The sequence below is a fragment of the Isoptericola sediminis genome, from assembly GCF_013085345.1.
Lineage (GTDB): Bacteria > Actinomycetota > Actinomycetes > Actinomycetales > Cellulomonadaceae > Isoptericola > Isoptericola sediminis.
Map to the genome: position 1 here is coordinate 1 of NZ_JABFAJ010000001.1, position 24,150 is coordinate 24,150.

The 24,150-nt window shown below is 72.5% G+C and carries 16 protein-coding genes; 12 read left to right on the plus strand and 4 right to left on the minus strand.

The window, feature by feature from the left end; translation table 11 throughout:
- Nucleotides 1–61 precede the first annotated feature (61 nt).
- The gene (locus tag HLI28_RS00005; protein WP_171245454.1) at nt 62–1,147 is read right to left on the minus strand and encodes an aquaporin; all 1,086 of its coding nucleotides are present in this window, start codon (nt 1,145–1,147) and stop codon (nt 62–64) included.
- Nucleotides 1,148–1,353: 206 nt separating this feature from the next.
- Here HLI28_RS00005 and HLI28_RS00010 point away from each other — a divergent pair, with 206 nt between their 5' ends.
- The 3 genes from HLI28_RS00010 to pulA all read left to right on the plus strand — a co-directional run bounded on the left by HLI28_RS00010 (nt 1,354) and on the right by pulA (nt 11,974).
- Entirely contained in the window at nt 1,354–2,340 is a 987-nt protein-coding gene (locus HLI28_RS00010; protein ID WP_171245455.1) for a malate dehydrogenase, read from the plus strand.
- 137 nt (nt 2,341–2,477) lie between these two features.
- Nucleotides 2,478–6,044: an ATP-binding cassette domain-containing protein gene (locus tag HLI28_RS00015; protein WP_171245456.1), complete on the plus strand. Its 3,567-nt coding sequence runs from the start codon at nt 2,478–2,480 to the stop codon at nt 6,042–6,044.
- Nucleotides 6,045–6,130: 86 nt separating this feature from the next.
- On the plus strand, nt 6,131–11,974 hold the full coding sequence (pulA, locus tag HLI28_RS00020) for a pullulanase-type alpha-1,6-glucosidase (protein WP_171245457.1): 5,844 nt from the start codon (nt 6,131–6,133) through the stop codon (nt 11,972–11,974).
- A gap of 90 nt (nt 11,975–12,064) precedes the next feature.
- On the opposite strand, the gene HLI28_RS00025 is transcribed toward pulA, so the two are convergent.
- Nucleotides 12,065–12,868, minus strand: coding sequence for an alpha/beta fold hydrolase (locus tag HLI28_RS00025; RefSeq protein ID WP_171245458.1), 804 nt, complete (start codon nt 12,866–12,868; stop codon nt 12,065–12,067).
- A 307-nt stretch (nt 12,869–13,175) separates the two neighbouring features.
- Here HLI28_RS00025 and chvE point away from each other — a divergent pair, with 307 nt between their 5' ends.
- From chvE to HLI28_RS00050, 5 genes are all read left to right on the plus strand, one after another.
- Nucleotides 13,176–14,333: a multiple monosaccharide ABC transporter substrate-binding protein gene (chvE, locus tag HLI28_RS00030; RefSeq protein ID WP_171245459.1), complete on the plus strand. Its 1,158-nt coding sequence runs from the start codon at nt 13,176–13,178 to the stop codon at nt 14,331–14,333.
- A 138-nt stretch (nt 14,334–14,471) separates the two neighbouring features.
- On the plus strand, nt 14,472–16,031 hold the full coding sequence (gene mmsA, locus HLI28_RS00035) for a multiple monosaccharide ABC transporter ATP-binding protein (protein ID WP_171245460.1): 1,560 nt from the start codon (nt 14,472–14,474) through the stop codon (nt 16,029–16,031).
- Nucleotides 16,028–17,206 carry a multiple monosaccharide ABC transporter permease gene (gene mmsB / locus HLI28_RS00040; protein ID WP_171245461.1) on the plus strand — a complete coding sequence of 393 codons (1,179 nt, stop codon included), beginning with the start codon at nt 16,028–16,030 and terminating at the stop codon, nt 17,204–17,206. The genes mmsA and mmsB overlap by 4 nt, the downstream gene beginning before the upstream one ends.
- 91 nt (nt 17,207–17,297) lie before the next feature.
- Nucleotides 17,298–18,482 carry an ROK family transcriptional regulator gene (locus HLI28_RS00045; RefSeq protein ID WP_171245567.1) on the plus strand — a complete coding sequence of 395 codons (1,185 nt, stop codon included), beginning with the start codon at nt 17,298–17,300 and terminating at the stop codon, nt 18,480–18,482.
- Entirely contained in the window at nt 18,479–19,225 is a 747-nt protein-coding gene (locus tag HLI28_RS00050) for an ATP-binding cassette domain-containing protein (protein WP_171245462.1), read from the plus strand. The genes HLI28_RS00045 and HLI28_RS00050 overlap by 4 nt, the downstream gene beginning before the upstream one ends.
- Before the next feature lie 13 nt (nt 19,226–19,238).
- On the opposite strand, the gene HLI28_RS00055 is transcribed toward HLI28_RS00050, so the two are convergent.
- A complete protein-coding gene (locus HLI28_RS00055; RefSeq protein WP_171245463.1) occupies nt 19,239–19,739 on the minus strand; it encodes a MarR family winged helix-turn-helix transcriptional regulator in 501 nt (166 codons plus the stop codon).
- Nucleotides 19,740–19,843: 104 nt separating this feature from the next.
- Here HLI28_RS00055 and HLI28_RS00060 point away from each other — a divergent pair, with 104 nt between their 5' ends.
- Nucleotides 19,844–20,461: an NADPH-dependent F420 reductase gene (locus HLI28_RS00060; RefSeq protein WP_171245464.1), complete on the plus strand. Its 618-nt coding sequence runs from the start codon at nt 19,844–19,846 to the stop codon at nt 20,459–20,461.
- Between the two features lie 38 nt (nt 20,462–20,499).
- Nucleotides 20,500–21,381 (plus strand): VOC family protein, encoded by an 882-nt coding sequence (locus HLI28_RS00065; RefSeq protein WP_171245465.1) that lies wholly within the window; start codon nt 20,500–20,502, stop codon nt 21,379–21,381.
- 123 nt (nt 21,382–21,504) lie between these two features.
- On the opposite strand, the gene purU is transcribed toward HLI28_RS00065, so the two are convergent.
- Nucleotides 21,505–22,404, minus strand: coding sequence for a formyltetrahydrofolate deformylase (purU, locus tag HLI28_RS00070; RefSeq protein ID WP_171245466.1), 900 nt, complete (start codon nt 22,402–22,404; stop codon nt 21,505–21,507).
- Between the two features lie 28 nt (nt 22,405–22,432).
- Between purU and HLI28_RS00075 the strand changes: the two genes are divergently transcribed.
- Together HLI28_RS00075 and HLI28_RS00080 are read left to right on the plus strand one after the other, a co-directional pair.
- Entirely contained in the window at nt 22,433–23,014 is a 582-nt protein-coding gene (locus HLI28_RS00075) for a GNAT family N-acetyltransferase (protein ID WP_171245467.1), read from the plus strand.
- A gap of 38 nt (nt 23,015–23,052) precedes the next feature.
- Entirely contained in the window at nt 23,053–24,075 is a 1,023-nt protein-coding gene (locus HLI28_RS00080) for a LacI family DNA-binding transcriptional regulator (RefSeq protein WP_171245468.1), read from the plus strand.
- Nucleotides 24,076–24,150 lie beyond the last annotated feature (75 nt).

The following is a 24,150-nucleotide window of genomic DNA, read 5'->3' on the forward strand; positions in this document are numbered from 1 at the left end:
ACGCCGGGTGGTGGTCCCGCGGGACCACCACCCGGCGTTCGTCGTGGCGGGGGACGTCGGCTCAGGACGTCTTCGAGGAGTCCGTGCCGTCGTCGTCGGTGTCGTCGGTGGCGTCCGTGTCGGTCGCGTCCTTGTCGGCGGTGTTCGTGCCGGTCGCCTTCTCGTCGGTCGTGGTCTCGTCCGACGCGGTCTCGTCCGACGGGACGTCCGTGCCGGCGGTGGACCGCTCGGGGGTCACGGCGTCCTCGGTCGTCACCGCTGCCGCCGTGGCGGAGGCGACCGCCGCGGCGGCAGCGGCCTCGGTGGTGCCCGCGGCGGTGCCGGGCTGCTCGCCCCAGCCCTCGACCGGCGTCGTCGTGCCCATGGGGGCGAACGCCCGCGCGAAGAGCGCGGCGAGGGCCGCGCCGACGAGCGGGGCCACCAGGAACAGCCACAGCTGGCCGAAGCCGCCGCTCGCGGTCCAGGCGTCGGGGGAGATCACGGAGGCCAGGGACCGGGCCGGGTTCAGCCCGGTGTTCGTGACCAGCCAGGACACGATGTGCAGCGCGGTGAGCGTGAGGCCGATGACAACTGCCGGGTAGGTGATCTTGGCGCGCACGTTCGTCACGCCGAGGATCACGCCGACGAAGATCGCGGCGATGACCACCTCGACGATCGCGGCGGTGCCCAGGTCGAAGGTCACCTGGCCCTGGGACAGCTGCGCCAGCGGCGACTGGTCGCCGTATCCGTTGGCGGTGTCGGCGAGGACGGCACCGACGTTCGCCGCGCCGATCGCCGCCGGGAAGGTGCTCGGGACGATGAGCAGCAGCAGCGCACCGGCGGCTGCGCCGCCGACGAGCTGGGCCACCCAGTACGGCAGCAGGTCGACCCACCGGGACCGTCCGGCCAGGGTGAGACCGAAGGTCACGGCCGGGTTGAAGTGCCCGCCGGACAGGTGGCCGACGGCAGCGATGACCGCCATGAGGGAGATACCGGCGGCGAGGGCGATCGGGATGATCGATCCCTGGTTGACGAAGTTGAAGGTCGCCGTGCCGAGGATCGCGAGGACCAGGACGAAGGTGCCGAAGGCCTCCGCGGTCATGCGGGTGAAGAGTCGGGCACGTGGCGTCGTCCCGACGTCCGGTGCTGTCACGGTCTGCGCGGCCATGGAGGTGTCCTTTGCTCGTGTCGAGAAGTGTGCGGGCGCCGCCCGGGGCGCCGCGGCGATGCTGGCAGCGGTCCCTGAGCGCGACCTGAACGCCGCGCGGGCGAACGCTGCCACCGGGGTGCACCGTACCGCGCCTCGTCGGCCGGTCTCCGGGACACCGGCGCGCAAGGGATGACGTGCGCCCCCGGGTAGGCCAGAGTGGGGCCATGAGGACTCCTGTGAACGTCACCGTGACCGGAGCCGCCGGTCAGATCGGGTACGCGCTGCTGTTCCGCATCGCCTCGGGCGCGATGCTCGGCCCGGACACCCCCGTGCGGCTCAAGCTTCTCGAGATCCCCCAGGGCGTCAAGGCGGCCGAGGGCACCGCGATGGAGCTCGACGACTGCGCCTTCCCCCTGCTCGCCGGGATCGACATCGACGACGACGCCGGGCGGGCGTTCGACGGCGCGAACGTCGCGCTGCTGGTCGGGGCTCGTCCTCGGGGGGCCGGGATGGAGCGGGCCGACCTGCTGGAGGCCAACGGCGGGATCTTCGGTCCGCAGGGCAAGGCCATCAACGACGGTGCCGCCGACGACGTCCGGGTCCTCGTGGTCGGCAACCCGGCCAACACCAACGCGCTCATCGCCGCCGCGCACGCCCCCGACGTGCCCGCCGACCGGTTCACCGCGATGACGCGGCTGGACCACAACCGAGCGCTGTCGCAGGTCGCGCACAAGGCCGGGGTCCCCGTCGCGGAGGTGCGCCGCCTGACCATCTGGGGCAACCACTCGGCCACGCAGTACCCCGACCTGTTCCACGCCGACGTCGCCGGCACCCCCGGCGGCACGCTGACGGCCGACAAGGCCTGGCTGACCGACGACTTCATCCCGACGGTGGCCAAGCGCGGCGCGGCGATCATCGACGCCCGCGGCGCCTCCTCGGCGGCGTCGGCCGCCAACGCCGCCATCGACCACGTCCACGACTGGGTGCACGGCACCCCCGCGGGCGACTGGACCAGCGCCGGGATCGTGTCCCGCGGTGAGTACGGCGTGCCGGAGGGGCTCGTGTGCTCCTACCCGGTGACGGCGTCGGACGGTGCCTGGCACGTCGTCGAGGACCTGGAGATCGACGACTTCTCCCGCGAGCGGATCGACGCCAGCGTGGCCGAGCTGGCCGCTGAGCGGGACACCGTGCGGTCGCTCGGACTCGTCTGACGGGTCGTCCCGTCGGTCGGCCCGCCGGGACCCGGCCTCGTCCCCTCCCGCGGTGGGCCGGGGCCTGGCGGCGCGTCCGCGCCGGTGCCGGCGGAAAAGGAGTCGAGCGGCGCCCGACGGCGGCCTAGCCTCGAGGAGTGATCGAGCTCTCCGCGCCGCCGGCGCGTCCCACGACCGTCGCCCAGGACCCGGCGCGACGCCTCGACTGGCGACGCCTGCGCGGCCCCGTGAGCGCGCTGGCCCTCGGTGCGCTGGCCGTCGGCACGGTCGGCACGGCGCTCGGGACCGTCGTCGCCGGCGGTCTCGCCGAGGACCCGACCACGACGGGCGTCCTGTTGCTCGCGCTCTGCCTGATGGGCGGAGCCCTGCTCGACGCGGCCGGCCAGGTCGCGTGGGCCGGCGTCGTCGACCGGGCCGAGGGCCGGCTGCGTCGCGACCTGCTCACCGCCGCCCTGCACCAGCCGCTCGGCGTCCTCACCGAGCAGGCCGTCGGGGAGATCCTCGACCGGGTCGACGACGACACCCACTCGGTCGGAGGCCTCGCCCGCCGCCAGCTGTGGGGGATGGGGCGCACCGTCGTCGGCGTCGGGCCCATCTGGGTCGTGGCGACCCTCACCTGGTGGCCGGCGGGCGTGCTGTTCCCGCTGCTCGGGGCCGTGACGTGGTGGACCGTCCGACCGCTGCTGGGCGAGATCGCACGGCGCAAGGTCGTCGAGGAACGGGCCTGGACGGACCAGGCGGCCGTCCTCGAGGAGGGCGTGGCGGCCCGGGACGACCTGCGGACCGCCGGCGGGCAGGGCTTCGCGCTGCGGCGCCTGGCGGAGATGTCCGCCCGGGTGCACCGCGCGCTGCTCGCGGTGGTCCGGGTCGAGATCCGGCTCATGGCCCGGGCGGGCGTGCTGCTGCACGCCCTGCTGGCCGGTGTCGTCGTGGCCGGGGTCGCCCTGGCGGTCACCGGCAGCATGCCGGTGGACCGCCTGGTCACGCTGTTCCTGGCCACCTCGCTGTTCGTCGGGCAGGTCGACCGTCTCGCCCAGCACCTGCCCGACCTGCAGGAGGGGCTCGGCGCGGTCGTGCGCATCCGCCAGCTCCTGGACAGCGAGCCGGAGCCGGTCGGCGGCGCGACGCTGCCCGACCGCCCGCTCGACATCGAGGTGCGGGGGCTGCGGTTCGCCTACGACGAGGGCACGTTCGCGCTGCGCGACGTCTCGCTGTCCGTGGCGGCCGGGCAGACGGTCGCGTTCGTGGGGCGCACCGGGTCGGGCAAGACGACCCTGGCCTCGCTGCTGTCCCGGGCGGTGGAGCCACCGCCGGGTACCGTGTTCCTCGGCGGTGTCGACGTGCGCGACGCGGACCTGCAGCACCTGCGCGGCGCCGTCGGCGTGGTGACCCAGCGCACGGAGATCCTCGCCGGGACGCTGGCGCAGAACATCACCCTGTTCGCCGACCTGCCCCGCACGGACGTCGAGGCCGCCGTGCACGAGCTCGGGCTGGACGACTGGGTGACCGGGCTGCCCGACGGGCTGGACACCCTGCTCGGTCCCGGCGGGACGTCCCTGTCGGCGGGGGAGGAGCAGCTCGTCGCGTTCGCCCGACTGCTCGTGCGGGACGTGCGACTCGTGGTGCTCGACGAGGCGACCGCCCGGATGGACCCGCACACGGAGGCCCGCGTCGTCGCGGCCTCCCACCGGCTGCTCGCCGGACGGACGGGTGTGGTGGTCGCGCACCGGCTCGGGACGGTGCGCCGCGCCCACCGCGTCGTGGTGCTCGACCACGGACGGGTCGTCCAGCAGGGGCTGCGCGCCGACCTGGTGCGCCAGGAGGGGCCGTTCCGCGACCTGCTCGCAGCCGGGGGAGCCACCGGGGACGACGTGCTCATCGACGGCGACCCCGGCGAGCCCGTGCCGCACGCCGCCGACGACGTCCCGTCGGCCGACGGGTCCGCCGGCGCGACGTCCGGCAGCATCGGAGGTCGGCGCCGCGTCGGGGAACCGCCGACCCACGCCGAGCCCGGTCGTGGGCCCGGCCTGGCCCGCAGCGTGCTGCACGCGCTGGTGACCCGGCCCCGCTGGGGTCTCGCGGCGACCGGCCTGTTCCTGCTGAGCGTGCTGTTCGCGGCGCAGGGCGCGCTCGCCGGGTTCCTGTGGGGCCGCGCGGTGGAGACGGTGGCCGCGGGCGGGACGCCCGTGGCCGAGACGGCGGGTCTCGTGGCGATGCTCCTCGCCGCGCCCCTGTGCCTGGCGGCGGCCGTGCGGCTGTACCCGTCGTGGTGGATCGAGATCATGCTGCGGGTGCGCGTCGCGGTGCTGGTGGGGCAGACGCGCCGGCACCGGCTGCGGCGTTCGCCGGCGGGCGAGGTGGTCGCCCGCGCGCTCGACGCCGACCGGTTCGTCCTCTACGTCGACCGCTGGGTGGACTTCCTCAACGGCCTGGTCGTCGTGCTGGTCACCTGGGCCGTCAGCCGCGAGCCGCTGGCCGGCCTGGTGCTGCTCGCCGTCATGGTGACGACCGCCGCCTGCGCGCTCGCGGGGCGGCCGGTGGCGGGGCGGACGGCGACGCGGTCCGCGGAGGCGCGGGCGGGCTTCGGGCGCGCCCTGGTCTCGGCGCTGGACGCGGCGCGCACCGTGAAGCTCGCGGCGCGGACCCCCCACGTGCACCGTCACCTGGACCAGGTCGACGCCGGCCGGGTCGGGGCGGCGATCCGCGAGCACCGTGTCCAGGCCGTGCTGGACGGCATCCCGACGGTCATGGTGCAGGCGGGCGTCGTGACGGCGTGGGTGCTGCTGCTCACCGGCACCTGGGACCTGGCGACGACGTTGCTCGTCACCGCTGCCGTGAGCGGGTTCCAGTACTTCGGCGTGGTCGCCGGCGCGGTGATCACCGAGGCGCCCGGCACCCGGGCCTGGCTCCGGGCGACCCAGGCGTTCGCGGGCGGCGCGGACCTCACCCGGCTGCCCGAGGGCGTCGACCTGTTCGACGGCACCGCGCCGTCGCCCGTTCCCGCGTCGCCGCCGACGGCGCCGTTCGACCGGCTCGAGCTGAGTGGGCTGGAGGCGGTGCACGACGACGGCACGATCGGCGTGACGGGCGTGGACCTGCAGGTCGAGCGGGGCGAGCTGGTGCTGCTGCTCGGGCAGGTCGGGTCGGGCAAGTCCAGCCTGCTGTCCGCCGCGGCGGGGCTCATGGCGCACCGGGGCGACGTGCGGTGGAACGGCGAGGTCGTCACCGACGCCGAGACGTTCCTGCGCCCGGCCCGGGTGGCGCACGTGGCGCAGGTGCCGCGGGTGCTGTCGGGGACGTTCGCCGAGAACGTCACGCTGGACCACGCGCGCGACGTCGTGGGGCCGGTGGACGTCGCCCGGCTGGCGCCGGACGTCGCCGACGCCGGAGGCGCGGACGCGGTGGTCGGGCACCGCGGGGTGCGGCTCTCGGGCGGGCAGGTGCAGCGCCTGGCCCTGGCACGGGCGTTGGCCACCGGGTCCGAGGTGCTGCTGGCCGACGACGTCTCGAGCGCCCTCGACGCGGCGACGGAGGTCGAGCTGTGGGCGGCGCTGCGCGCGCAGGGTCTGACGGTGATCGGTTCGACGTCGAAGAGAGCGGCGCTGGCGCGGGCGGACCGGGTCGTGGTGCTGGTCGAGGGACGGGTCGCCGAGGTGGGGCCGTGGTCGGCGCTGGAGCGGCGCTGGGGACACCTGGCGGGGTGAGGGCCGACCGTTGCTGCAAAGTTGCAGCAACGGTACAGTCCTCCGCAGGTCGCGATCGACGCGCCCGGTCGACGAAGGAGTCCTCCATGGCCCGTGCCCCCCGCCCACCAGCGCCACGACGCGCCGTCGCCACGCTGGCGGCGCTCGCCGTGGCCGTCCCCGCCGTGGCCGGCGGGCTGGCGCTCGCGGGGGTTCCCGCGGCCAGCGCCGCCGACCGGTCCGTCGCTCTCGTCGGTGACCTGCAGTCCGAGCTGGGCTGCGGCGCCGACTGGGACCCGGCGTGCGACGCCACCGAGCTCGCGCCCGTCGGCGACGGCACCTATGCGGCTGAGTTCGACGTCCCCGCCGGCACCTACGAGTACAAGGTCGCGATCGACGACTCCTGGGACGAGGCCTACGGTCGCGACGGCGGCGGCGACAACGCCCCCCTCGTGCTCGGCGGCGACACCCGCCTGCGCGTCACCTACGACGACGCCACGAACCTGACCGCGCTGACCCCGCTCGGCCTCGCCGGGGAGTACGACGCCGCCACGGACGACGCGCTCGTCGCGGCACCGGCCCGCCAGGCCGGCGGCGACGAGCAGTTCTACTTCGTCATGACCGACCGGTTCGCCAACGGCGACACCGCCAACGACACCGCCGGGCTCGGCGACGACCCGCTGGTGTCCGGGTTCGACCCGACGAACAAGGGCTTCTACCAGGGCGGCGACCTGGCCGGCCTGCACGACAACCTCGACTACGTCGAGGGGCTCGGCACCACCGCCATCTGGCTCACGCCGTCGTTCAAGAACCGCCCCGTCCAGGGCAGCGGCGACGACGTCAGCGCCGGGTACCACGGGTACTGGATCACCGACTTCACCCAGATCGACCCGCACCTGGGCACCAACGCGGAGCTCGAGGCGCTCATCGCCGACGCCCACTCCCGTGGCATCAAGGTGTACTTCGACATCATCACCAACCACACGGCCGACGTCGTCGACTACGCCGAGGGCGAGTACTCCTACATCGACCAGGCCACCTCGCCGTACACCGACGCCGCCGGGAACACCTTCGACCCGGCCGACTACGCCGGCACGGGCGACTTCCCCGAGCTCGACGCCGCGACGTCGTTCCCCTACACCCCGGTGGTCGCCGACGCCGACGCCGAGGTCAAGGTGCCGGCCTGGCTCAACGACTCGACGCTGTACCACAACCGCGGCAACTCGACCTGGAGCGGGGAGTCCGTCACCTACGGCGACTTCGCCGGCCTGGACGACCTCATGACCGAGCACCCGACCGTGGTGAACGGGTTCGTCGAGGTGTACCAGGACTGGGTCGACCTCGGCATCGACGGGTTCCGCATCGACACCGTCAAGCACGTCAACCGTGAGTTCTGGGACACCTGGACCACCGAGGTCCTCGACTACGCCCACGCCGCCGGCAAGGACGAGTTCTTCATGTTCGGCGAGGTGTACGACGCCGACCCGAAGCTGCTCTCGCCGTACGTGCGCGAGACCGACATGAGCTCCGTGCTCGACTTCGCCTTCCAGGCCTCGGCCACCAGCTACGCCAGCGGCAACAGCGCGAAGGGACTCGCCGGGATGTTCGCCGGTGATGACCGCTACACGACGCCGGACACCTCCGCGGCCGCGCTGCCGACCTTCCTCGGCAACCACGACATGGGCCGCGTCGGCTACATGCTGAACAGCACCGACGACCCGCTGGCGCGTGACGAGCTCGCCCACGAGCTGATGTACCTCACGCGGGGCCAGCCGGTCGTCTACTACGGCGACGAGCAGGGCTTCGCCGGCACAGGCGGGGACAAGGACGCCCGCCAGACGCTGTTCGCCACGCAGGTGGACTCCTACGCGAACCAGGAGCTGGTCACCGGCGAGACCGCCGGGAGCCAGGACCGCTACGACACCGACGCCCCGCTGTACTCGCTCATCGCCGACCTGTCGGCGCTGCGCGAGAGCACGCCGGCACTGGGACAGGGTGCGCAGATCGAGCGTCACGTCGCCGACGGCGGCGGGATCTACGCGACCAGTCGCGTGGACCGGGACGAGAAGGTCGAGCACCTCGTGGCGCTGAACAACGCCTCCGAGGAGCGCACGGCCACCTTCGCCACCCTCACCCCGGGCGCCACGTACAGCGCGCTGTACGGGGAGACCGGTGAGGTCACGGCCGACGCCTCCGGCGAGGTCACGGTGACCGTCCCGGCGACCTCCGCCGTCGTGCTGGTCGCCGACCGCACGGTCGGTGCCGACACCTCGGGTGACATCAGGCTTGAGGTCCCGGCCGCCGGCGCCGCCGTGTCCGGTGACGCCCCGGTGCGGGCCGCGATCGACGACGCCTGGGCGGAGACCTCCTTCGCGTGGCGCGAGGTCGGCACCACCGACTGGCAGCCGCTCGGCACCGCCGAGGACACGACTCCGCGGGTCTTCCACACCACGGCCGGGCTGCCCGAGGGCACCCTGGTCGAGTACCGCGCGGTGACCGTCGACGCCGACGGCGACCGTGCCGCGGCCTCGACGTTCGCCTCGGTGGGCGTCGACGTCTCCGGGACCGCCGGCGAGGAGGAGCCCCCGAGCGACATCGACATGGTGACCGTGCCCGGCAACCACAACAGCGAGATGGGCTGCGCCGGGGACTGGACGCCGGACTGCGAGAACGCCCGCCTCACCGAGCGCGCCGACGGCGTGTTCGAGGGCACGTTCGACCTGCCGGCCGGTGACTACGAGTACAAGGTCGCGATCAACGGGTCGTGGGACCTCAACTACGGTGCCGGGGGCGAGCAGAACGGCGCCAACGCCTCGTACAGCCACGACGGCGGCGAGATCACCTTCTACTGGGACCCGGTGAGCAAGGACTTCTCCTCGACCGCCCAGGGCCCGATCGTCACGCTGCCCGGTTCCTACCAGGACGAGGCCGGCTGCCCCGGCGACTGGCAGCCCGAGTGCCTCGCGACCTGGGCCAAGGACCCGGACGGCGACGGCGTCTACACCTGGTCCACCGACGCCCTGCCGGGCGGTGCCTACGAGGTCAAGGTGGCCCACGGCATGAGCTGGGACGAGAACTACGGCGTGGACGGGGCGCGCAACGGCGCGAACTACTCCTTCTCCGTGGGGGAGAGTGACACCGTGACGTTCTCCTACGACATCGCGACGCACCTGCTCACCATCGGGACCGAGAACCCGCCGCTGGCGGGCAGCGGGCAGCAGGCCGCGCACTGGGTGCGCGAGGACCTCCTGCTGGCCCCGGACGACCTCGGGACCGGCGACACCTGGACCCTGTGGACCGCCCCCGAGGGCGGCCTCGAGGCCACCATGCCCGACGGTGGCGACGACGGCGGCGCCACCGTGACCGGACCCGACGGCGGCGAGCTGCCCGAGGGTGCGGCCTCCTACACGCTCGAGCCCGGCGACCTGCCGGACGACGTGGCCGAGGACTTCCCGGCGCTGGCCGACCACACGGCGCTGGTGCCGACGTCGGACGGCGAGGCCCTGGACCGCGCGACGGTCGAGGACCTGCTCACCGGCCAGCTCCTGGTGACCCGCACCGACGGCGACACACTCACGGCCGCCACCGGCGTGCAGGTGCCGGGCGTGCTGGACGACCTGTACGCCAAGGAGGCGGCGAGCCGGCCGTTCGGCGTCACGGTGCACCCGAACCTCAAGTGGGCTCTGTTCGGGCTCTGGGCGCCGACGGCGAAGGACGTCGACCTGCTGGTCTGGCCCGCGGGTCGCGACCTGGGTGAGGAGCCCGACCGCTTCGACACCGCCCGCACCGCGGACGGCTCGTGGACGCTGGACGGCAAGGCCGAGGACAAGAAGTACCCCTGGTACGGCGCGCGCTACCAGTTCGCCGTCGAGGTGTACGTCCCCAGCACCGGGCAGGTGGAGGCGAACGTCGTCACCGACCCGTACTCGGTGGCGCTGACCACCGACTCGACGCACTCGGTGGTCGTGTCGCTGGACGACAAGCAGTTCCAGCCGAAGGTCTGGCGCACCAGCGCCCAGCCCGTCGTGGAGCGGCCCGTCGACCAGACGATCTACGAGCTGCACGTGCGGGACTTCTCGGTCGAGGACTCCACGGTCCCCGAGAAGGTGCGGGGCTCCTACCTGGCCTTCGCCGAGTCGGACTCGGACGGCATGACCCACCTGCGTGAGCTGGCCGAGGCCGGCATGACGACGGTGCACCTGCTGCCGACGTTCGACATCGCCTCGATCACCGAGGACCCGGCCGACCAGGAGACCACCGGCGACCTGTCCGGCTTCGCCCCGGACTCCACGGAGCAGCAGGCCGCCGTCGCGGAGGTGCAGGGTCAGGACGCCTTCAACTGGGGCTACGACCCGTACCACTTCACGACGCCGGAGGGCTCGTACGCCGTCGACCGTGAGGGCGGGGCCCGCGTGGCCGAGTTCCGCACGATGGTGGGCTCGCTGCACGAGGCCGGGCTCCAGGTCGTCCTCGACCAGGTGTTCAACCACACCGCCCAGAGCGGCCAGGCCGAGAAGTCGGTGCTGGACCGGGTCGTGCCGGGCTACTACCACCGGCTCAACCCGACCACCGGCGCCGTCGAGACCAGCACCTGCTGCCAGAACGTCGCCACCGAGCACGCGATGGCCGAGCAGCTCATGGTCGACTCGGTCGTCACCTGGGCCCGCGACTACAAGGTCGACGGCTTCCGGTTCGACCTCATGGGTCACCACTCCCGGGACAACATGCTCGCCGTCCGCGAGGCGCTCGACGCGCTGACGGTCGACGAGGACGGCGTGGACGGCTCGGCGGTCTACCTGTACGGCGAGGGCTGGAACTTCGGCGAGGTGGCGGACAACGCCCTGTTCACGCAGGCCACGCAGGGCCAGCTCGGCGGCACCGGGATCGGGACGTTCAGCGACCGGCTCCGCGACGCCGTGCACGGCGGCTCGCCCGTCGACGGTCCGTCGACGTTCACCCAGGGCTTCGGCACCGGGCTGTTCACCGACCCGAACGGGCGCGAGGCCCGCACCGGCGAGCCCGGCACGGTGAACGACGGCGGGGACGACGAGGCGGCCGACCTCGCCCACCAGACGGACCTGGTCCGCCTGGGGCTGGCCGGCAACCTGCGGGACTACACGTTCCTCACCTCGGACGGCGAGATGACCCGGGGCGAGGACCTCGACTACCGCGGCTCCCCGGCCGGCTACGCCGAGTCCCCGGAGGAGGTCGTCACCTACGTCGACGCCCACGACAACGAGACGCTGTTCGACCTGCTCACGCTCAAGCTGCCGCAGGCGACGTCGATGGACGACCGGGTCCGGATGAATACCGTCTCGCTCGGCACGGCGGCACTGGCCCAGACGCCCTCGTTCTGGCACGCCGGCACGGACCTGCTCCGCTCGAAGTCGCTGGACCGCAACTCCTACGACTCCGGCGACTGGTTCAACGCCATCGACTGGACGGGTCAGGACAACGGGTTCGCCCGGGGTCTGCCGATGGCCGCGGACAACGAGGAGAAGTGGCCGCTCATGGCGCCGCTGCTGGCCGACCCGGCGCTCAAGCCGACGCCGGAGCACATCGCCACGGCCTCCGCGCAGGCGCGGGAGCTGCTGGAGCTGCGGTCCTCGACGCAGCTGCTCCGGCTGGGGTCGGCCGAGCTCATCCAGGAGAAGGTCTCGTTCCCGGGCTCGGGTCCGGACGCCGTCCCGGGCGTCATCGTCATGGCGATCGACGACACGGTCGGTGCCGACGTCGACCCGGCGCTCGACGGGGCGCTCGTGGTGTTCAACGCCTCGCCCGAGGCGGCCACGATCGACCTGCCGGACCTCGCCGGACGGGGCTTCGAGCTCTCGCCGGTGCAGGCCGGCGGCGTCGACCCCGTCGTCCAGGAGACCTCCTGGGACCGTGACGCCGGGAGCGTGACGGTGCCGGCGCGGACCGTGGCGGTGCTGGTCGAGCCCCAGGGCTGACAGCGGTCCACGACGGCGTGCAGGCCGGGAGGCGGAGCTCAGGCTCGGCCTCCCGGCCTGCGCATGTCTGCGTCGTTCCCCGCCTCGTCCTCACGCCGGTGAGCCCGCGTCCGCCAGGAAGGTCTGCACCTCCCGGGTGAAGGCGTCGGGGCTCTCGACGTTGCTCAGGTGCCCGACGCCGGGCAGCACGACGAGACGGGACCCGGGAATGGCCTCGTGGAGGGCCGCAGCGACCGGCAGGGGTGCGCGGACGTCGAGCTCGCCGTGCAGCACGAGCGTGGGCACGCGGATGCTCCCGAGGGCGTCGCGCAGGTCGGCACCGGCCATCGCCTCGAGCATGGTCAGGCTCGCGCGCGGGTGGACGCCGGCCATCAGGTCGAGGGTCCGCGTCCGCAGAGCGGTCGGTGCGGCCGGGGCCAGCAGGCCGGGCACGTACTCCGGCAGCCAGACGTCGGGGTCGCGGGTGACGTCGTCGGTGGCGCGCCGGAGCCGGCGGTCGACCTCGTCGGGCGAGAGCGACCCCGCCCAGCCGGCGTAGGCGCCGCAGAGGACGAGGCTCCGGGGAACCTTTGGGTGCCGGGTCGCCAGGGCGAGCGCCACCCCGCCGCCGAACGAGAGCCCCAGGACGTGCGGCCGGTCGAGGCCGAGGGCGGAGACGAACCCCGCGAGGGTGTCGGCGTAGTCGTCGAGCGTGAAGTCCTCCGGCGGGTCGTCGGAGCCGCCGGCGCCCGGGGCGTCCCAGGCGACGACGTCGAACCGGTCGGCGAGCGCGTCGAGCTGCGGCTCCCACGCCCGGCTGTCGAACCCGAAGCCGCCGTGGAGCAGCACCAGGGGATCGCCTCGGCCCGTCCGTCGGTAGGTGATCCGCCGGCCCGAGACGGTGACCGCGTCCATGCTCCGAGCATGGCATCGTGGGGGCCGGCTGCGCTCCCCGGTCTCGGCGACCGCGGTGCGCATAGGTTCGAGAGTCAAACGCAGGAAGTTCCTCTTTCGGTCAATCCGGGCCCTGAGCGATGGTTGTTAACGCTCACCTGTAACCGGATCGTGATGATCTTGTCCCTCCAGAGCGTTGACTTCGAGTCCCGAACTCAGCAGAGTGTTCCTCGGTCGTCATGACGGCGGCCTTGGTCCGGCCCTCGGTGGGCACCGGCGGTGAAGGTCGCCGCCGGCGGGACCCTCGACGACGAGAAGGAGCGCGAGGATGCGACTCGGCAACAAGATGGGCGCGGTGGCCGCGGGTGCGGCGCTGACGCTCTCCCTGGCCGCCTGCGGTGGCGAGGGCGCGGGCTCCGGCACGGACGGTGCCGCGGGCGACGGCGACGAGAACGTCAAGGTCGGCGTCGCGATGCCGACGCAGACCTACGAGCGCTGGATCCAGGACGGCGGCAACGTCGAGGCCGGGCTCGAGGAGCTCGGGTACGACGTCGACCTGCAGTTCGCGAACGACGACATCCCCACCCAGACCCAGCAGATCGACTCGATGATCACCGAGGGCGTCGACGTCCTGATCATCGCCTCGATCGACGGCACGGCGCTGACCAGCCAGCTCGAGGCGGCCGCCGCGGCGAACATCCCGGTCATCGCCTACGACCGCCTGATCCGCGACAGCGAGAACGTGGACTTCTACACCACGTTCGACAACCGTGCGGTCGGCGTCGCCCAGGCCAACGCCCTGCTGCGCGGCCTCGGCTACTTCGACGAGAACGGCGAGCCCACCGGTGAGGAGGGCCCGTACAACATCGAGCTCTTCGCCGGGTCGCCGGACGACAACAACGCGACCTTCTTCTTCGAGGGTGCGATGTCGGTCCTGCAGCCGCTGATGGACGAGGGCGTCGTCGAGGTGCCCTCCGGCCAGACCAGCTTCGACCAGGTCAGCACGCAGCGCTGGGAGCTCGAGACCGCTCAGAGCCGCATGGAGGACCTGCTGACCTCCACGTACACGGGCAACGACAAGAAGCTCGACGGTGTGCTCGCCCCGGCGGACGTGCTCTCCCGCGGCATCATCAACGCCCTCCAGGGCTCGGGCATGGGCCCGACGATCGAGGAGGGCCTGCCGATCGTCACCGGTCAGGACGCCGAGATCTCCAACGTCAAGCTGATCAACGAGGGCGTCCAGTCCTCGACGATCTTCAAGGACACGCGCAAGCTCGCCGAGCAGGCCGTGGCCGCGACGGAGTCCTTCGTCGAGGGCGAGGAGCCCGAGGCGAACGACACCGAGACCTACGACAACGGCGTGAAGGTCGTCCCGTCCTACCTGCTGGAGGTCGAGACCGTCTTCGCCGAGGACATCGAGCCGGTCCTCGTGGACTCCGGCTACTACACGATGGACGAGGTCGAGTCCGGCCAGACCGCGGAGTGATCCCGCGGGTCTGACCCACCTCATCACGGCCGGGCCGTCCGTCGTGCGCCAACCCGCCACGACGGACGGCCCGCCCCGGGTCCGCCGCCGGCCAGTCGCCGCGGTCGTACCCCCACCCAAGGAGGGACGAGAGCGTAGATGAGCACCATCCTGGAGATGCGCTCCATCACCAAGGAGTTTCCCGGCGTCAAGGCGCTGTCGGACGTCACCCTCACCGTCGAGCAGGGCGAGATCCACGCCATCTGCGGCGAGAACGGCGCCGGCAAGTCGACGCTGATGAAGGTGCTGTCGGGCGTCTACCCGCACGGCACCTACGACGGCGAGATCGTCTTCGACGGGTCCACGGCCGAGTTCGGGTCCATCTCGGACTCCGAGCGCGAGGGCATCGTCATCATCCACCAGGAGCTCGCCCTGGTGCCGTACCTGTCGGTCGCCGAGAACATCTTCCTCGGCAACGAGACCCGGGGGCGTTTCGGTCTGGTCGACTGGAACGCGGCCAACCACCAGGCGTCCGCCCTGCTCGAGCGCGTCGGCCTGCACGAGAACCCGACCACTCCGATCGGCCAGCTCGGCGTCGGCAAGCAGCAGCTCATCGAGATCGCCAAGGCGCTCTCGAAGGAGGTGCGCCTGCTCATCCTCGACGAGCCGACCGCCGCCCTGAACGACACGGACTCCGAGCACCTGCTCGAGCTCCTGCGCGCGCTGCGCGCCGAGGGCATCACCTGCATCATCATCTCCCACAAGCTCAACGAGATCGAGGAGATCGCCGACCGGACGACCATCATCCGCGACGGGCAGACGATCGAGACGATCGACATGTCCGAGACGGGGTCCACGCAGGACCGGATCATCCGCGGCATGGTGGGACGCGACATCGAGAACCGCTACCCGCACCGGACGCCGGACATCGGCGACGAGGTGCTGCGGGTCGAGGACTGGAGCGTCGACCACCCCACCCAGGCCGGGCGACAGGTGATCACCGACGCCGCGTTCTCGGTCCGCGCCGGGGAGGTCGTGGGGATCGCCGGGCTCATGGGCGCCGGCCGCACCGAGCTGGCCATGAGCGTCTTCGGCCGGTCCTGGGGCCGCAACATCCGCGGCTCGGTCTACAAGGACGGCCAGAAGATCCAGGTCCGCACCGTCGCGGAGGCGATCCGGCACAACATCGCCTACGCCACGGAGGACCGCAAGCAGTACGGCCTCAACCTCATCGACGACATCCGGCACAACATCTCCGCCGCCGGCCTGTCCAAGCTCGCCCCCGGCGGCTGGGTCAACAGCAACGAAGAGCTGAAGGTCGCCGAGGAGTACCGTGACTCGCTGAACATCAAGACCCCCAACGTCGTGGCGGAGGTCGGCAAGCTCTCCGGCGGGAACCAGCAGAAGGTCGTGCTGTCCAAGTGGCTGTACACCGACCCGGACGTGCTGATCCTCGACGAGCCGACCCGCGGCATCGACGTCGGTGCGAAGTACGAGATCTACACGATCATCAACAAGATGGTCGCGGCGGGGAAGGCGGTCGTCGTCATCTCCTCCGAGCTGCCCGAGCTGCTCGGCATCTGCGACCGCGTGTACACCCTCGCCTTCGGTCGCATCACGGGTGAGCTCCCCGTCGCCGAGGCGACGCAGGAACGCCTCATGGAGCTCATGACCCTCGAGCGCGACCAGCCCCTGCCCACGAAGGAACTCACCTCATGAACGCCATCGCCTCGCTCCGGGACACGCTGACCCGGAACATGCGCCAGAGCGGCATCCTCGTCGCGTTCGTCGCGATCGTCGCGCTGTTCGCCGCGCTGCACCCCGCCTTCCTGTCCCCGACGAACCTGACGAACATCGTCCTGCAGTACTCCTACATCCTGATCCTCGCGATCGGGATGGTGATGATCATCGTCGCCGGGCAGATCGACCTGTCCGTCGGGTCGGTGGTCGCTCTGACAGGAGCCGTGTCGGCGGTCGTCGTCGTCCGTAACGGGATGCCCTGGTGGGCCGGTGTGCTCGCCGCGCTGCTCGTCGGGCTCATGGTCGGCATCTGGCAGGGCTTCTGGGTCGCCTACGTCGGCATCCCCGGCTTCATCGTGACCCTGGCGGGCATGCTGCTGTTCCGCGGCCTGACCTTCCTGGTGCTCGACAACGCCTCGCTGTCGCCGTTCGGCGGCACCTACTACGACATCGCCAACGGGTTCCTCAACGGGTTGCTCGGCGGGTACGGGTACGACGTCTTCACCCTGGTGATCTTCGGCATCGCCGTCGTCGGCTTCGCCGTCTCCCAGTGGCGGACCCGTCAGGGCAAGATCGCCTACCAGCAGTCGGTCGAGTCCATGCCGCTGTTCGTGCTGAAGCTCGTGCTCGTCGCGGCGGTCGTCATGTGGTTCGGCTACCAGCTCGCGTCCTCGCGCGGTCTGCCGGTCGTGCTGATCATCCTGTCCGTGCTGATCATCGCCTACACGCTGGTCACCCAGAAGTCGGTGTTCGGCCGCCACGTCTACGCCGTCGGCGGCAACCGGCACGCCGCGGAGCTGTCCGGCGTCGCCGTGAAGAAGATCAACTTCTGGATCTTCGTCAACATGGGCGTGCTGGCCTCGGTCGCCGGCATCGTCTACTCCTCGCGCATGAACGGTGCCCAGCCGGGCGCCGGCAACATGTTCGAGCTCGACGCGATCGCGGCCTGCTTCATCGGCGGTGCCTCGACGACCGGCGGCGTGGGCCGGGTCGGCGGCGCCATGATCGGTGGTCTGATCATGGCGGTCATGTCCAACGGCATGCAGCTCATGGGTGTGCCGCAGTCGATGCAGCAGGTCGTCAAGGGCCTGGTGCTGCTGCTGGCGGTCGCCTTCGACATCTGGAACAAGAAGCGGGCCGCGGCCGCCCGCTGAGTCCGGAGCTCGATGCCGACGGGCGGGTGGGACCTCCCACCCGCCCGTCGGCATCCCCTCTACACTCCAGGTCGTGAAGGGACGGCAGTCGATGGCGCGCACGCAGTCGTCGTTGCGGGAGGCCAACCGCTCCCGCGTGGTCGACGCCGTCAAGAAGTACGGCAGCCTGACCCAGGTGGAGCTGGCCGGTGCCACAGGCCTGTCCGCCGCCACCGTCTCCACCATCGTCAAGGAGCTCGTCGCCTCCGAGGTGGTCGAGGTCCGCAACACCGTCCGCTCCGGGCGGCGGGCCCAGCTCGTCACGCTCTCGCACCGCGTCGGCCTGGTGGCCGGCGTCGTCGTCGGGTACCGCACGATGCGGGTGGCGCTCGCCGACGTCGCCCACGAGGTCCTCGCCGAGCAGACGCTCCCGCTGCCGGCCGACCACCGGTCCGACACCAGCCTCGACCGGGCAGCGCTGCTCGTCGTGGACCTGCTCGAGCGGGTCGGCTCGACCCTCGACGACCTGCTCGGCATCGGGCTCGGGATCCCCGCGCCCGTGCACCCCACCACCGGGATGATCAGCGTCCGCGGCGTGCTGCGGGGCTGGGACTCCGTGCAGATCGCCCAGGTGCTGGAGAAGCGGCTGGCCCGCCCGGTGTTCGTCGACAACGACGCCAACCTCGGGGCGCTCGCCGAGTCGACGATGGGCGTCGGGCGCCCGTGGCGGGACATGGTCTACGTCAGCGTCTCCCACGGCGTCGGGGCCGGGATCGTCATCGGCGGGACGGTGCACCGTGGCGTCGACGGCACGGCGGGGGAGATCGGCCACGTCCAGGTCGACCCGGCCGGGCGCATCTGCCTGTGCGGCAGCCGCGGCTGCCTGAACACCGTGGTGGGGCTGCCCGCGCTGCTCGAACCGCTGCAGACCAGCCACGGCAACCTCTCCCTGCGCGACGTCGTGCGGCTGGCCGGGGACGACGACCCCGGCTGCCGGGAGATCGTGGCCGACGCCGGGGAGCGGGTCGGCGCCGTCATCGCCGCGCTCGCGACGGGGCTCGGGCCCCAGGGCGTCGTCGTCGGCGGGGAGCTCGCCGAGACGGGCGAGACCTTTCTGGCACCCTTGCGTGCGGCGCTCGAACGCCGCACGGTGCTCAACCAGGCCGGCGGCCCCGAGGTGGTGCCCGCCGCGCTGGGTCTGCGGGCCGAGCTGGTGGGCGCCGTCGCCCTCGCGCTCCAGCACACCGACGTGTTCGAGCGCCCCGACCGTACCGACGAGGAGATGGCTGGACGATGAGGCCGCCGGCACCGCACCGCACACCCCTGCTCGCCCTGCACGAGGTGAGCAAGTACTTCGGCGCCGTCGAGGCGCTGGTGGGCGTCGACCTCGAGGTGCACTCGCACGAGGTCGTCGCGCTCGTGGGGGACAACGGCGCCGGCAAGTCGACCCTGGCGCAGATCGTGGCCGGGGTGCTGTCCCCGGACGCCGGCCAGATCGAGATCGCCGGCAAGCCGGTGACGATCTCCTCGCCGTCGGCGGCCAACGAGCTCGGCGTGGCCAGCGTGTTCCAGGACCTGGCGGTGTGCGAGAACCTCGACGTCACGGCGAACGTGTTCCTCGGACGGGAGCAGCGCAACCGGTTCGGGCTGATGCACGACGGCGCGATGGAGGTCGAGACGCGCCGGCTGCTCGAGCGGCTCACCGTGCGCATCCCGTCGGTGCGGACCACGCTGCGCCAGCTCTCGGCCGGTCAGCGCCAGGCGGTGGCGATCGCGCGCACGCTCATCGGCGACCCGCGCATCGTCGTCCTCGACGAGCCGACGGCCGCGCTGTCGGTGGCCCAGACCGGCGAGGTGCTCACGCACATCCAGCGGCTGCGCGACCTGGGTCTGGGCGTGATCCTCATCAGCCACAACCTCAACGACGTCCGCGCGGTCGCCGACCGCATCGAGGTGCTGCGCCACGGGCGCAACAACGGGTCCTTCCGCGCCACCGCCTCGCACGAGTCGATCCTGGCCGCCATCACCGGGGCGGCCTGAGTCCAGGGTCGCCTCAGCGGCGTTCGTGGTCGGCGAGCCCGAACGTGTCGTGCGGGTCGACGTGCGCGAGGATCGCGTCCAGCACCCGCGTCAACGACCGCACGTCGGCAGGGTCGAGGTCGTCGTAGACGTTCTCCAGCACCGTGCGGGCGTGCCCCGGTGCGCTCGCCACGACCTTCTCCCAGCCGGCGTCGGTGAGCCGGGCGACGGTGGCGCGGCGGTCGTCGGGCGCGGGGCCGCGCGTGAGGTAGCCGCGCTCCTCGAGCCGGCGCGCGACGTGGGAGAGTCGCGGCAGCGTGGCGCTGGTGAGCCGGGCGAGGTCGCTCATGCGCAGCGACCGGTCCGGGGCCTCGGACAGCATCGCCAGCGTGAGGTACTCGAAGTGCGTCAGGTGGGCGTCGCGGCGGAGCTGCTGGTCGAGCAGCGCGGGCAGCAGGCTGATGACGGCCTGCAGGCGGAGCCAGCTGCGCATCTGCTCGTCGTCGAGCCAGCGCGGGGGTTCGCCCTCGTCCATGGGAAGGTCTCCTCGTCCTGATTGGTTGACACGACAACTGTACCGCCTTACCTTGGTTGTAGCGTCAACCAAATGGCGGGCGCCCCCACCGAGGAGGAACACTCATGACCAGCAGCATCAGCATCATCGGCGCCGGGAACATGGGCACCGCGATCGCCGGCCTCGCCCTCGCCGCGGGCTCCGAGGTCCAGGTCGTGGCGCGCGACGTCACCGCCGCCGAGGCCGTCGACCCCGCCGTGGACGCCGCGGAGCTCGGCAAGCCGCTCACCGGCGACGTCGTCGTGCTCGCCCTGCCGTACCCCGCCCTCGACGACGTCGTCGCCACCTACGGCGACCAGCTCGCCGGGCGCACCGTCGTCGACATCACCAACCCGCTCGACTTCTCGACCTTCGACGCCCTCGTCGTGCCCGCGGACTCGTCCGCCGCCGCGGAGCTCGCCGCCGCGGTCCCCGGGGCCTCGGTGGTCAAGGCGTTCAACACCAACTTCGCCGCCACCCTCGCCACCGGCACCGTCGGCGACGTGCCCACGACCGTCCTCGCGGCCGGGGACGACGCCGACGCCAAGGCCGCCCTCGCCGCCGCCCTCGACGGGTCCGCCGTCCGCGTCGTCGACGCCGGGTCGCTGCGGCGCGCCCGCGAGCTCGAGGCGCTGGGCTTCCTCCAGCTCACCCTCGCCGCCGGCGAGAAGACCGCGTGGACCACCGGTTTCGCGCTGCTCTGACCCGTCCCACCCCGTCCACCCCGCCCAGGAGCCGACCCATGAACACCGCGACCCCGCACGCCGACGACCTCCTCGCGGCCGCGACCACGATGGGAGCCGTCACGCTCCACGTCGGTGATCTCGCCGCGATGAGCGCCTACTACCGCGAGGCGATCGCGCTCACCGAGCTGCCCGACCTGGGCGCCCCCGACCGGGTCGTGCTCGGGCGGGGCCGCACCCCCGTCGTCGTGCTCCGGCACACGCCGGGACTGCCGGCGACGTCACGGCACCAGGCCGGGCTCTTCCACACGGCCGTCCTGTTCGACACCGAGGAGGCGCTCGCCGCCGCCGTGGTGCACGCCGCCCGGCACCCGCTGTCCCGGTTCGTGGGGAACGCCGACCACTGGGTCTCCCGGGCGTTCTACTTCACCGACCCCGAGGACAACGGCATCGAGCTCTACTGGGACCGGCCGCGGGACACCTGGCAGCGGTCCGGGGGCCGGGTCGCGATGGGGACGGACTGGTTCGACCCGCAGGCCTATCTCCAGCAGCACCTGGACGAGTCGGCGCTGGCCGGCGCCTCCGGACAGGGAGCCCAGGTGGGCCACGTCCACCTGCAGGTCGGCGACATCCCCACCGCACAGCGGTTCTACGTCGACACCCTCGGCTTCGAGGTCATGGCGGACCTGCCCGGCGCGCTGTTCGTCGCGGCGGGCGGGTACCACCACCACCTGGCGGTGAACACCTGGAACAGCGCCGGGGCGGGGCCGCGGGCCGCGTCGCTCGGCCTGGGGCAGGTGGCGCTCACCGTCCCCGGGCAGGACGACGTCGAGGCCCTGCGCGACCGGCTGCGCCACGCGCGCGTGCCGGTGCGCGACGACGGCCGGACCCTGCGCTTCGACGACCCGTGGAAGACGGTGGTCGAGGTCTCGGTCGGCTGATCGGCAGCGAGAGCAGGGAGCAGGGGGAAGCCCGGGGCGCGGTCGTCCATCGCGAAGTGCAGGTCGCGCAGCGACCGTGAACGCGACCGTGCCCCGGGCTTCCCCCTGCTCCCGACCTCCGGCTCAGTGGAAGACGACGGTGCGGTGACCGTTGAGGAGCACGCGGTGCTCGGCGTGCCACCGCACCGCGCGGGCCAGCGTGCGCCGCTCGACGTCCTCGCCCAGCGCCACGAGCTGACGGACGGCCCGGGAGTGGTCGACGCGTTCGACGTCCTGCTCGATGATCGGCCCCTCGTCGAGGTCGCCGGTGACGTAGTGGGACGTCGCCCCGATGAGCTTGACCCCGCGGTCGTGGGCCTGCGCGTACGGGCGGGCGCCCTTGAACGACGGCAGGAACGAGTGGTGGATGTTGATCACGCGGCCGTTGAGGTCGCGGCACAGCTCGTCGGACAGGATCTGCATGTACCGGGCGAGCACGACCAGCTCGACGTCCAGCTCGGCCACCAGGGACCGCAACCGGTCCTCCGCCTCCGCCTTGGTCGCCGACGTGACCGGCACGTGGTGGAACGGCTTGCCGTAGAAGTCGGCGATGTCCGCCAGGTCGGGGTGGTTGCCCACCACGCCGACGACGTCGATCGGCATCCCCTGGTCGCGCTCGCGGTAGAGGAGGTCGACCAGGCAGTGCGCCGCCTTGGACACCATGACCAGCGTGCGCATCGGCCGTCCGACGACGTCCAGGGCCCAGGTCATGCCGAACCGGTCCGCGACGTCCGCGACGGCCGGCTCCAGCTCGTCGCGCGAGGCGTGTGACTCGACCTGGACGCGCATGAAGAACAGCCCGGAGCTCGGATCGCCGAACTGCTGGGACTCGGTGATGTTCCCGTCGTGCTGGGCGAGCATCCCGCTGACGGCGTGGACGATGCCCGGCCGGTCGGGGCAGGACAGCGTCAGCACCCACTCGGTGGGCGGTCCGGCGGCGGGCGCGGCGAAGGAGTCGTTCGGCTGCGTGGTCACGCACGCCATTGTCGCCCAGTTCTGCCACGATGGACCCATGAGCGACACCACCGCCACGTCCGGCCGGCCCGACGAGGTGCCTGCCCGTTCGGAGGCGCCGACCCGCATCGCCCTCGTCGACGACGCCCACGCCGGCGAGCTGCTGACGCTGCGCCGCGCGGCGTTCGTCTCCGAGGCCCAGGTCTACGGCGACCCGAACATCCCGCCGCTGACGCAGACCCTGCACGAGCTGCGCGAGGACATGGCGCGGGACGACGTCGTCACGATCGGTGCCTGGACCGGGGAGCGTCTCGTGGGCTCGATCCGGGTCGAGCTGCAGGACGGCCGGGCCACCCTGGGGCGGCTGGCGGTCGCACCCGACCAGCAGGGCCGTGGCCTGGGGACGACGCTGCTCTTCGCCATCCTCGACCACCTGCCCGATGACGTGTCCGAGATCTGGGCCTTCACCGGCAAGGACTCGCAGCAGAACCTGGCGATGTACACCAAGCACGGTTACGAGGCCCAGTACGACGAGGCGGCGGGTGAGCTCACCTACACCTACCTGCGCCGGGTGCTGCACGAGGTGAACGCGCGCAACGCCGGCGAGCGTCCGGCCGGTTCGCCCGCCGACCGCCCGTGACCGGCCCGACGGCGGCGCGTACGGTGCGCCGGCCGTCCATGGCGGACGTCGCGGCGCTCGCGGGGGTGTCCCACCAGACCGTCTCCCGCGTGCTCAACGCCCACCCGAGCGTCCGGGAGGCGACCCGCGACAAGGTCCTGGCCGCCATCGAGGAGCTCGGCTACCGCCGCAACAGCGCCGCCCGGGCCCTGGTGACGTCCCGCTCCGCGACGCTCGGCGTGGTGACCACCGGGTCCGCGTTGTTCGGTCCGACGAGCACGCTCATCGCGGTCGAGGAGGCGGCACGGGACCAGGGCTACTTCGTCTCGGTCGCCACGTTGCGCAGCTACGACACGGCGTCGATCAACCAGGTCCTCGAGCACTTCATGGCGCAGGGCGTCGACGGGATCGTCGTCATCGCGCCGCACGACGCGGTGGCCGCCGCGGTCGAGTCGTTCCGCTCCCCGGTCCCCGTCGTGCTGGTGGCGGCGCTGGAACCGTCGTCGGCGGACGCCTCCGGGCCGTCCACCCTGTCGGTCGCCGTGGACCAACGGGCCGGTGCCCGGCTCGCGACCGAGCTGCTGCTCGACCTGGGGCACGCCGACGTCGTGCACGTCGCCGGCCCGCAGGACTGGTTCGACGCGCGCGAGCGCCTGGCCGGCTGGCGCGAGGCGCTCGACGCGCACGGGGTGCGTCCCGCCCGGCCCCGCGAGTGCTCCTGGTCCGCCGGTGACGGCTACGCGGCGGGGCGGGATCTCGCCGAGGCCGTGGCCGCGGGGGAGGGGCCGACAGCGGTCTTCGCGGGGAACGACCAGCTCGCCCTCGGCGTCCTGCGCGCCGTGTGGGAACGCGGCCTGCGGGCGCCCGAGGACGTGTCGGTGGTGGGGTTCGACGACGTCGCCGGGGCGGCGTACTTCGTGCCGCCGCTGACGACGGTGCGTCAGCCGTTCGCCGAGGTCGGTGCGCACGCGGTGGCGATGGTGCTGGGCTCGCTGGCGGGGGACACGGTGGCGACCCGGCGCATCGCGCCGGAGCTGGTCGTGCGGTCCTCGACGGCGCCGCCGCGGCCGACGGCGCGGTAGTCGGACCTGCCCGGACGGCGACGTTTGGGCATCCATGATGTGAGCGTTAACATGTGACGGGACCATGCGAGGAGG

Bases quoted from the DNA above. Each gene is read 5' to 3' on its own strand.
- HLI28_RS00005 (WP_171245454.1), bottom strand. From the start codon at position 1,147: ATGGCCGCGCAGACCGTGACAGCACCGGACGTCGGGACGACGCCACGT.
- HLI28_RS00010 (WP_171245455.1), top strand. From the start codon at position 1,354: ATGAGGACTCCTGTGAACGTCACCGTGACCGGAGCCGCCGGTCAGATC.
- pulA (WP_171245457.1), top strand. From the start codon at position 6,131: ATGGCCCGTGCCCCCCGCCCACCAGCGCCACGACGCGCCGTCGCCACG.
- HLI28_RS00025 (WP_171245458.1), bottom strand. From the start codon at position 12,868: ATGGACGCGGTCACCGTCTCGGGCCGGCGGATCACCTACCGACGGACG.
- chvE (WP_171245459.1), top strand. From the start codon at position 13,176: ATGCGACTCGGCAACAAGATGGGCGCGGTGGCCGCGGGTGCGGCGCTG.
- mmsA (WP_171245460.1), top strand. From the start codon at position 14,472: ATGAGCACCATCCTGGAGATGCGCTCCATCACCAAGGAGTTTCCCGGC.
- mmsB (WP_171245461.1), top strand. From the start codon at position 16,028: ATGAACGCCATCGCCTCGCTCCGGGACACGCTGACCCGGAACATGCGC.
- HLI28_RS00045 (WP_171245567.1), top strand. From the start codon at position 17,298: ATGGCGCGCACGCAGTCGTCGTTGCGGGAGGCCAACCGCTCCCGCGTG.
- HLI28_RS00050 (WP_171245462.1), top strand. From the start codon at position 18,479: ATGAGGCCGCCGGCACCGCACCGCACACCCCTGCTCGCCCTGCACGAG.
- HLI28_RS00055 (WP_171245463.1), bottom strand. From the start codon at position 19,739: ATGGACGAGGGCGAACCCCCGCGCTGGCTCGACGACGAGCAGATGCGC.
- HLI28_RS00060 (WP_171245464.1), top strand. From the start codon at position 19,844: ATGACCAGCAGCATCAGCATCATCGGCGCCGGGAACATGGGCACCGCG.
- HLI28_RS00065 (WP_171245465.1), top strand. From the start codon at position 20,500: ATGAACACCGCGACCCCGCACGCCGACGACCTCCTCGCGGCCGCGACC.
- purU (WP_171245466.1), bottom strand. From the start codon at position 22,404: ATGGCGTGCGTGACCACGCAGCCGAACGACTCCTTCGCCGCGCCCGCC.
- HLI28_RS00075 (WP_171245467.1), top strand. From the start codon at position 22,433: ATGAGCGACACCACCGCCACGTCCGGCCGGCCCGACGAGGTGCCTGCC.
- HLI28_RS00080 (WP_171245468.1), top strand. From the start codon at position 23,053: ATGGCGGACGTCGCGGCGCTCGCGGGGGTGTCCCACCAGACCGTCTCC.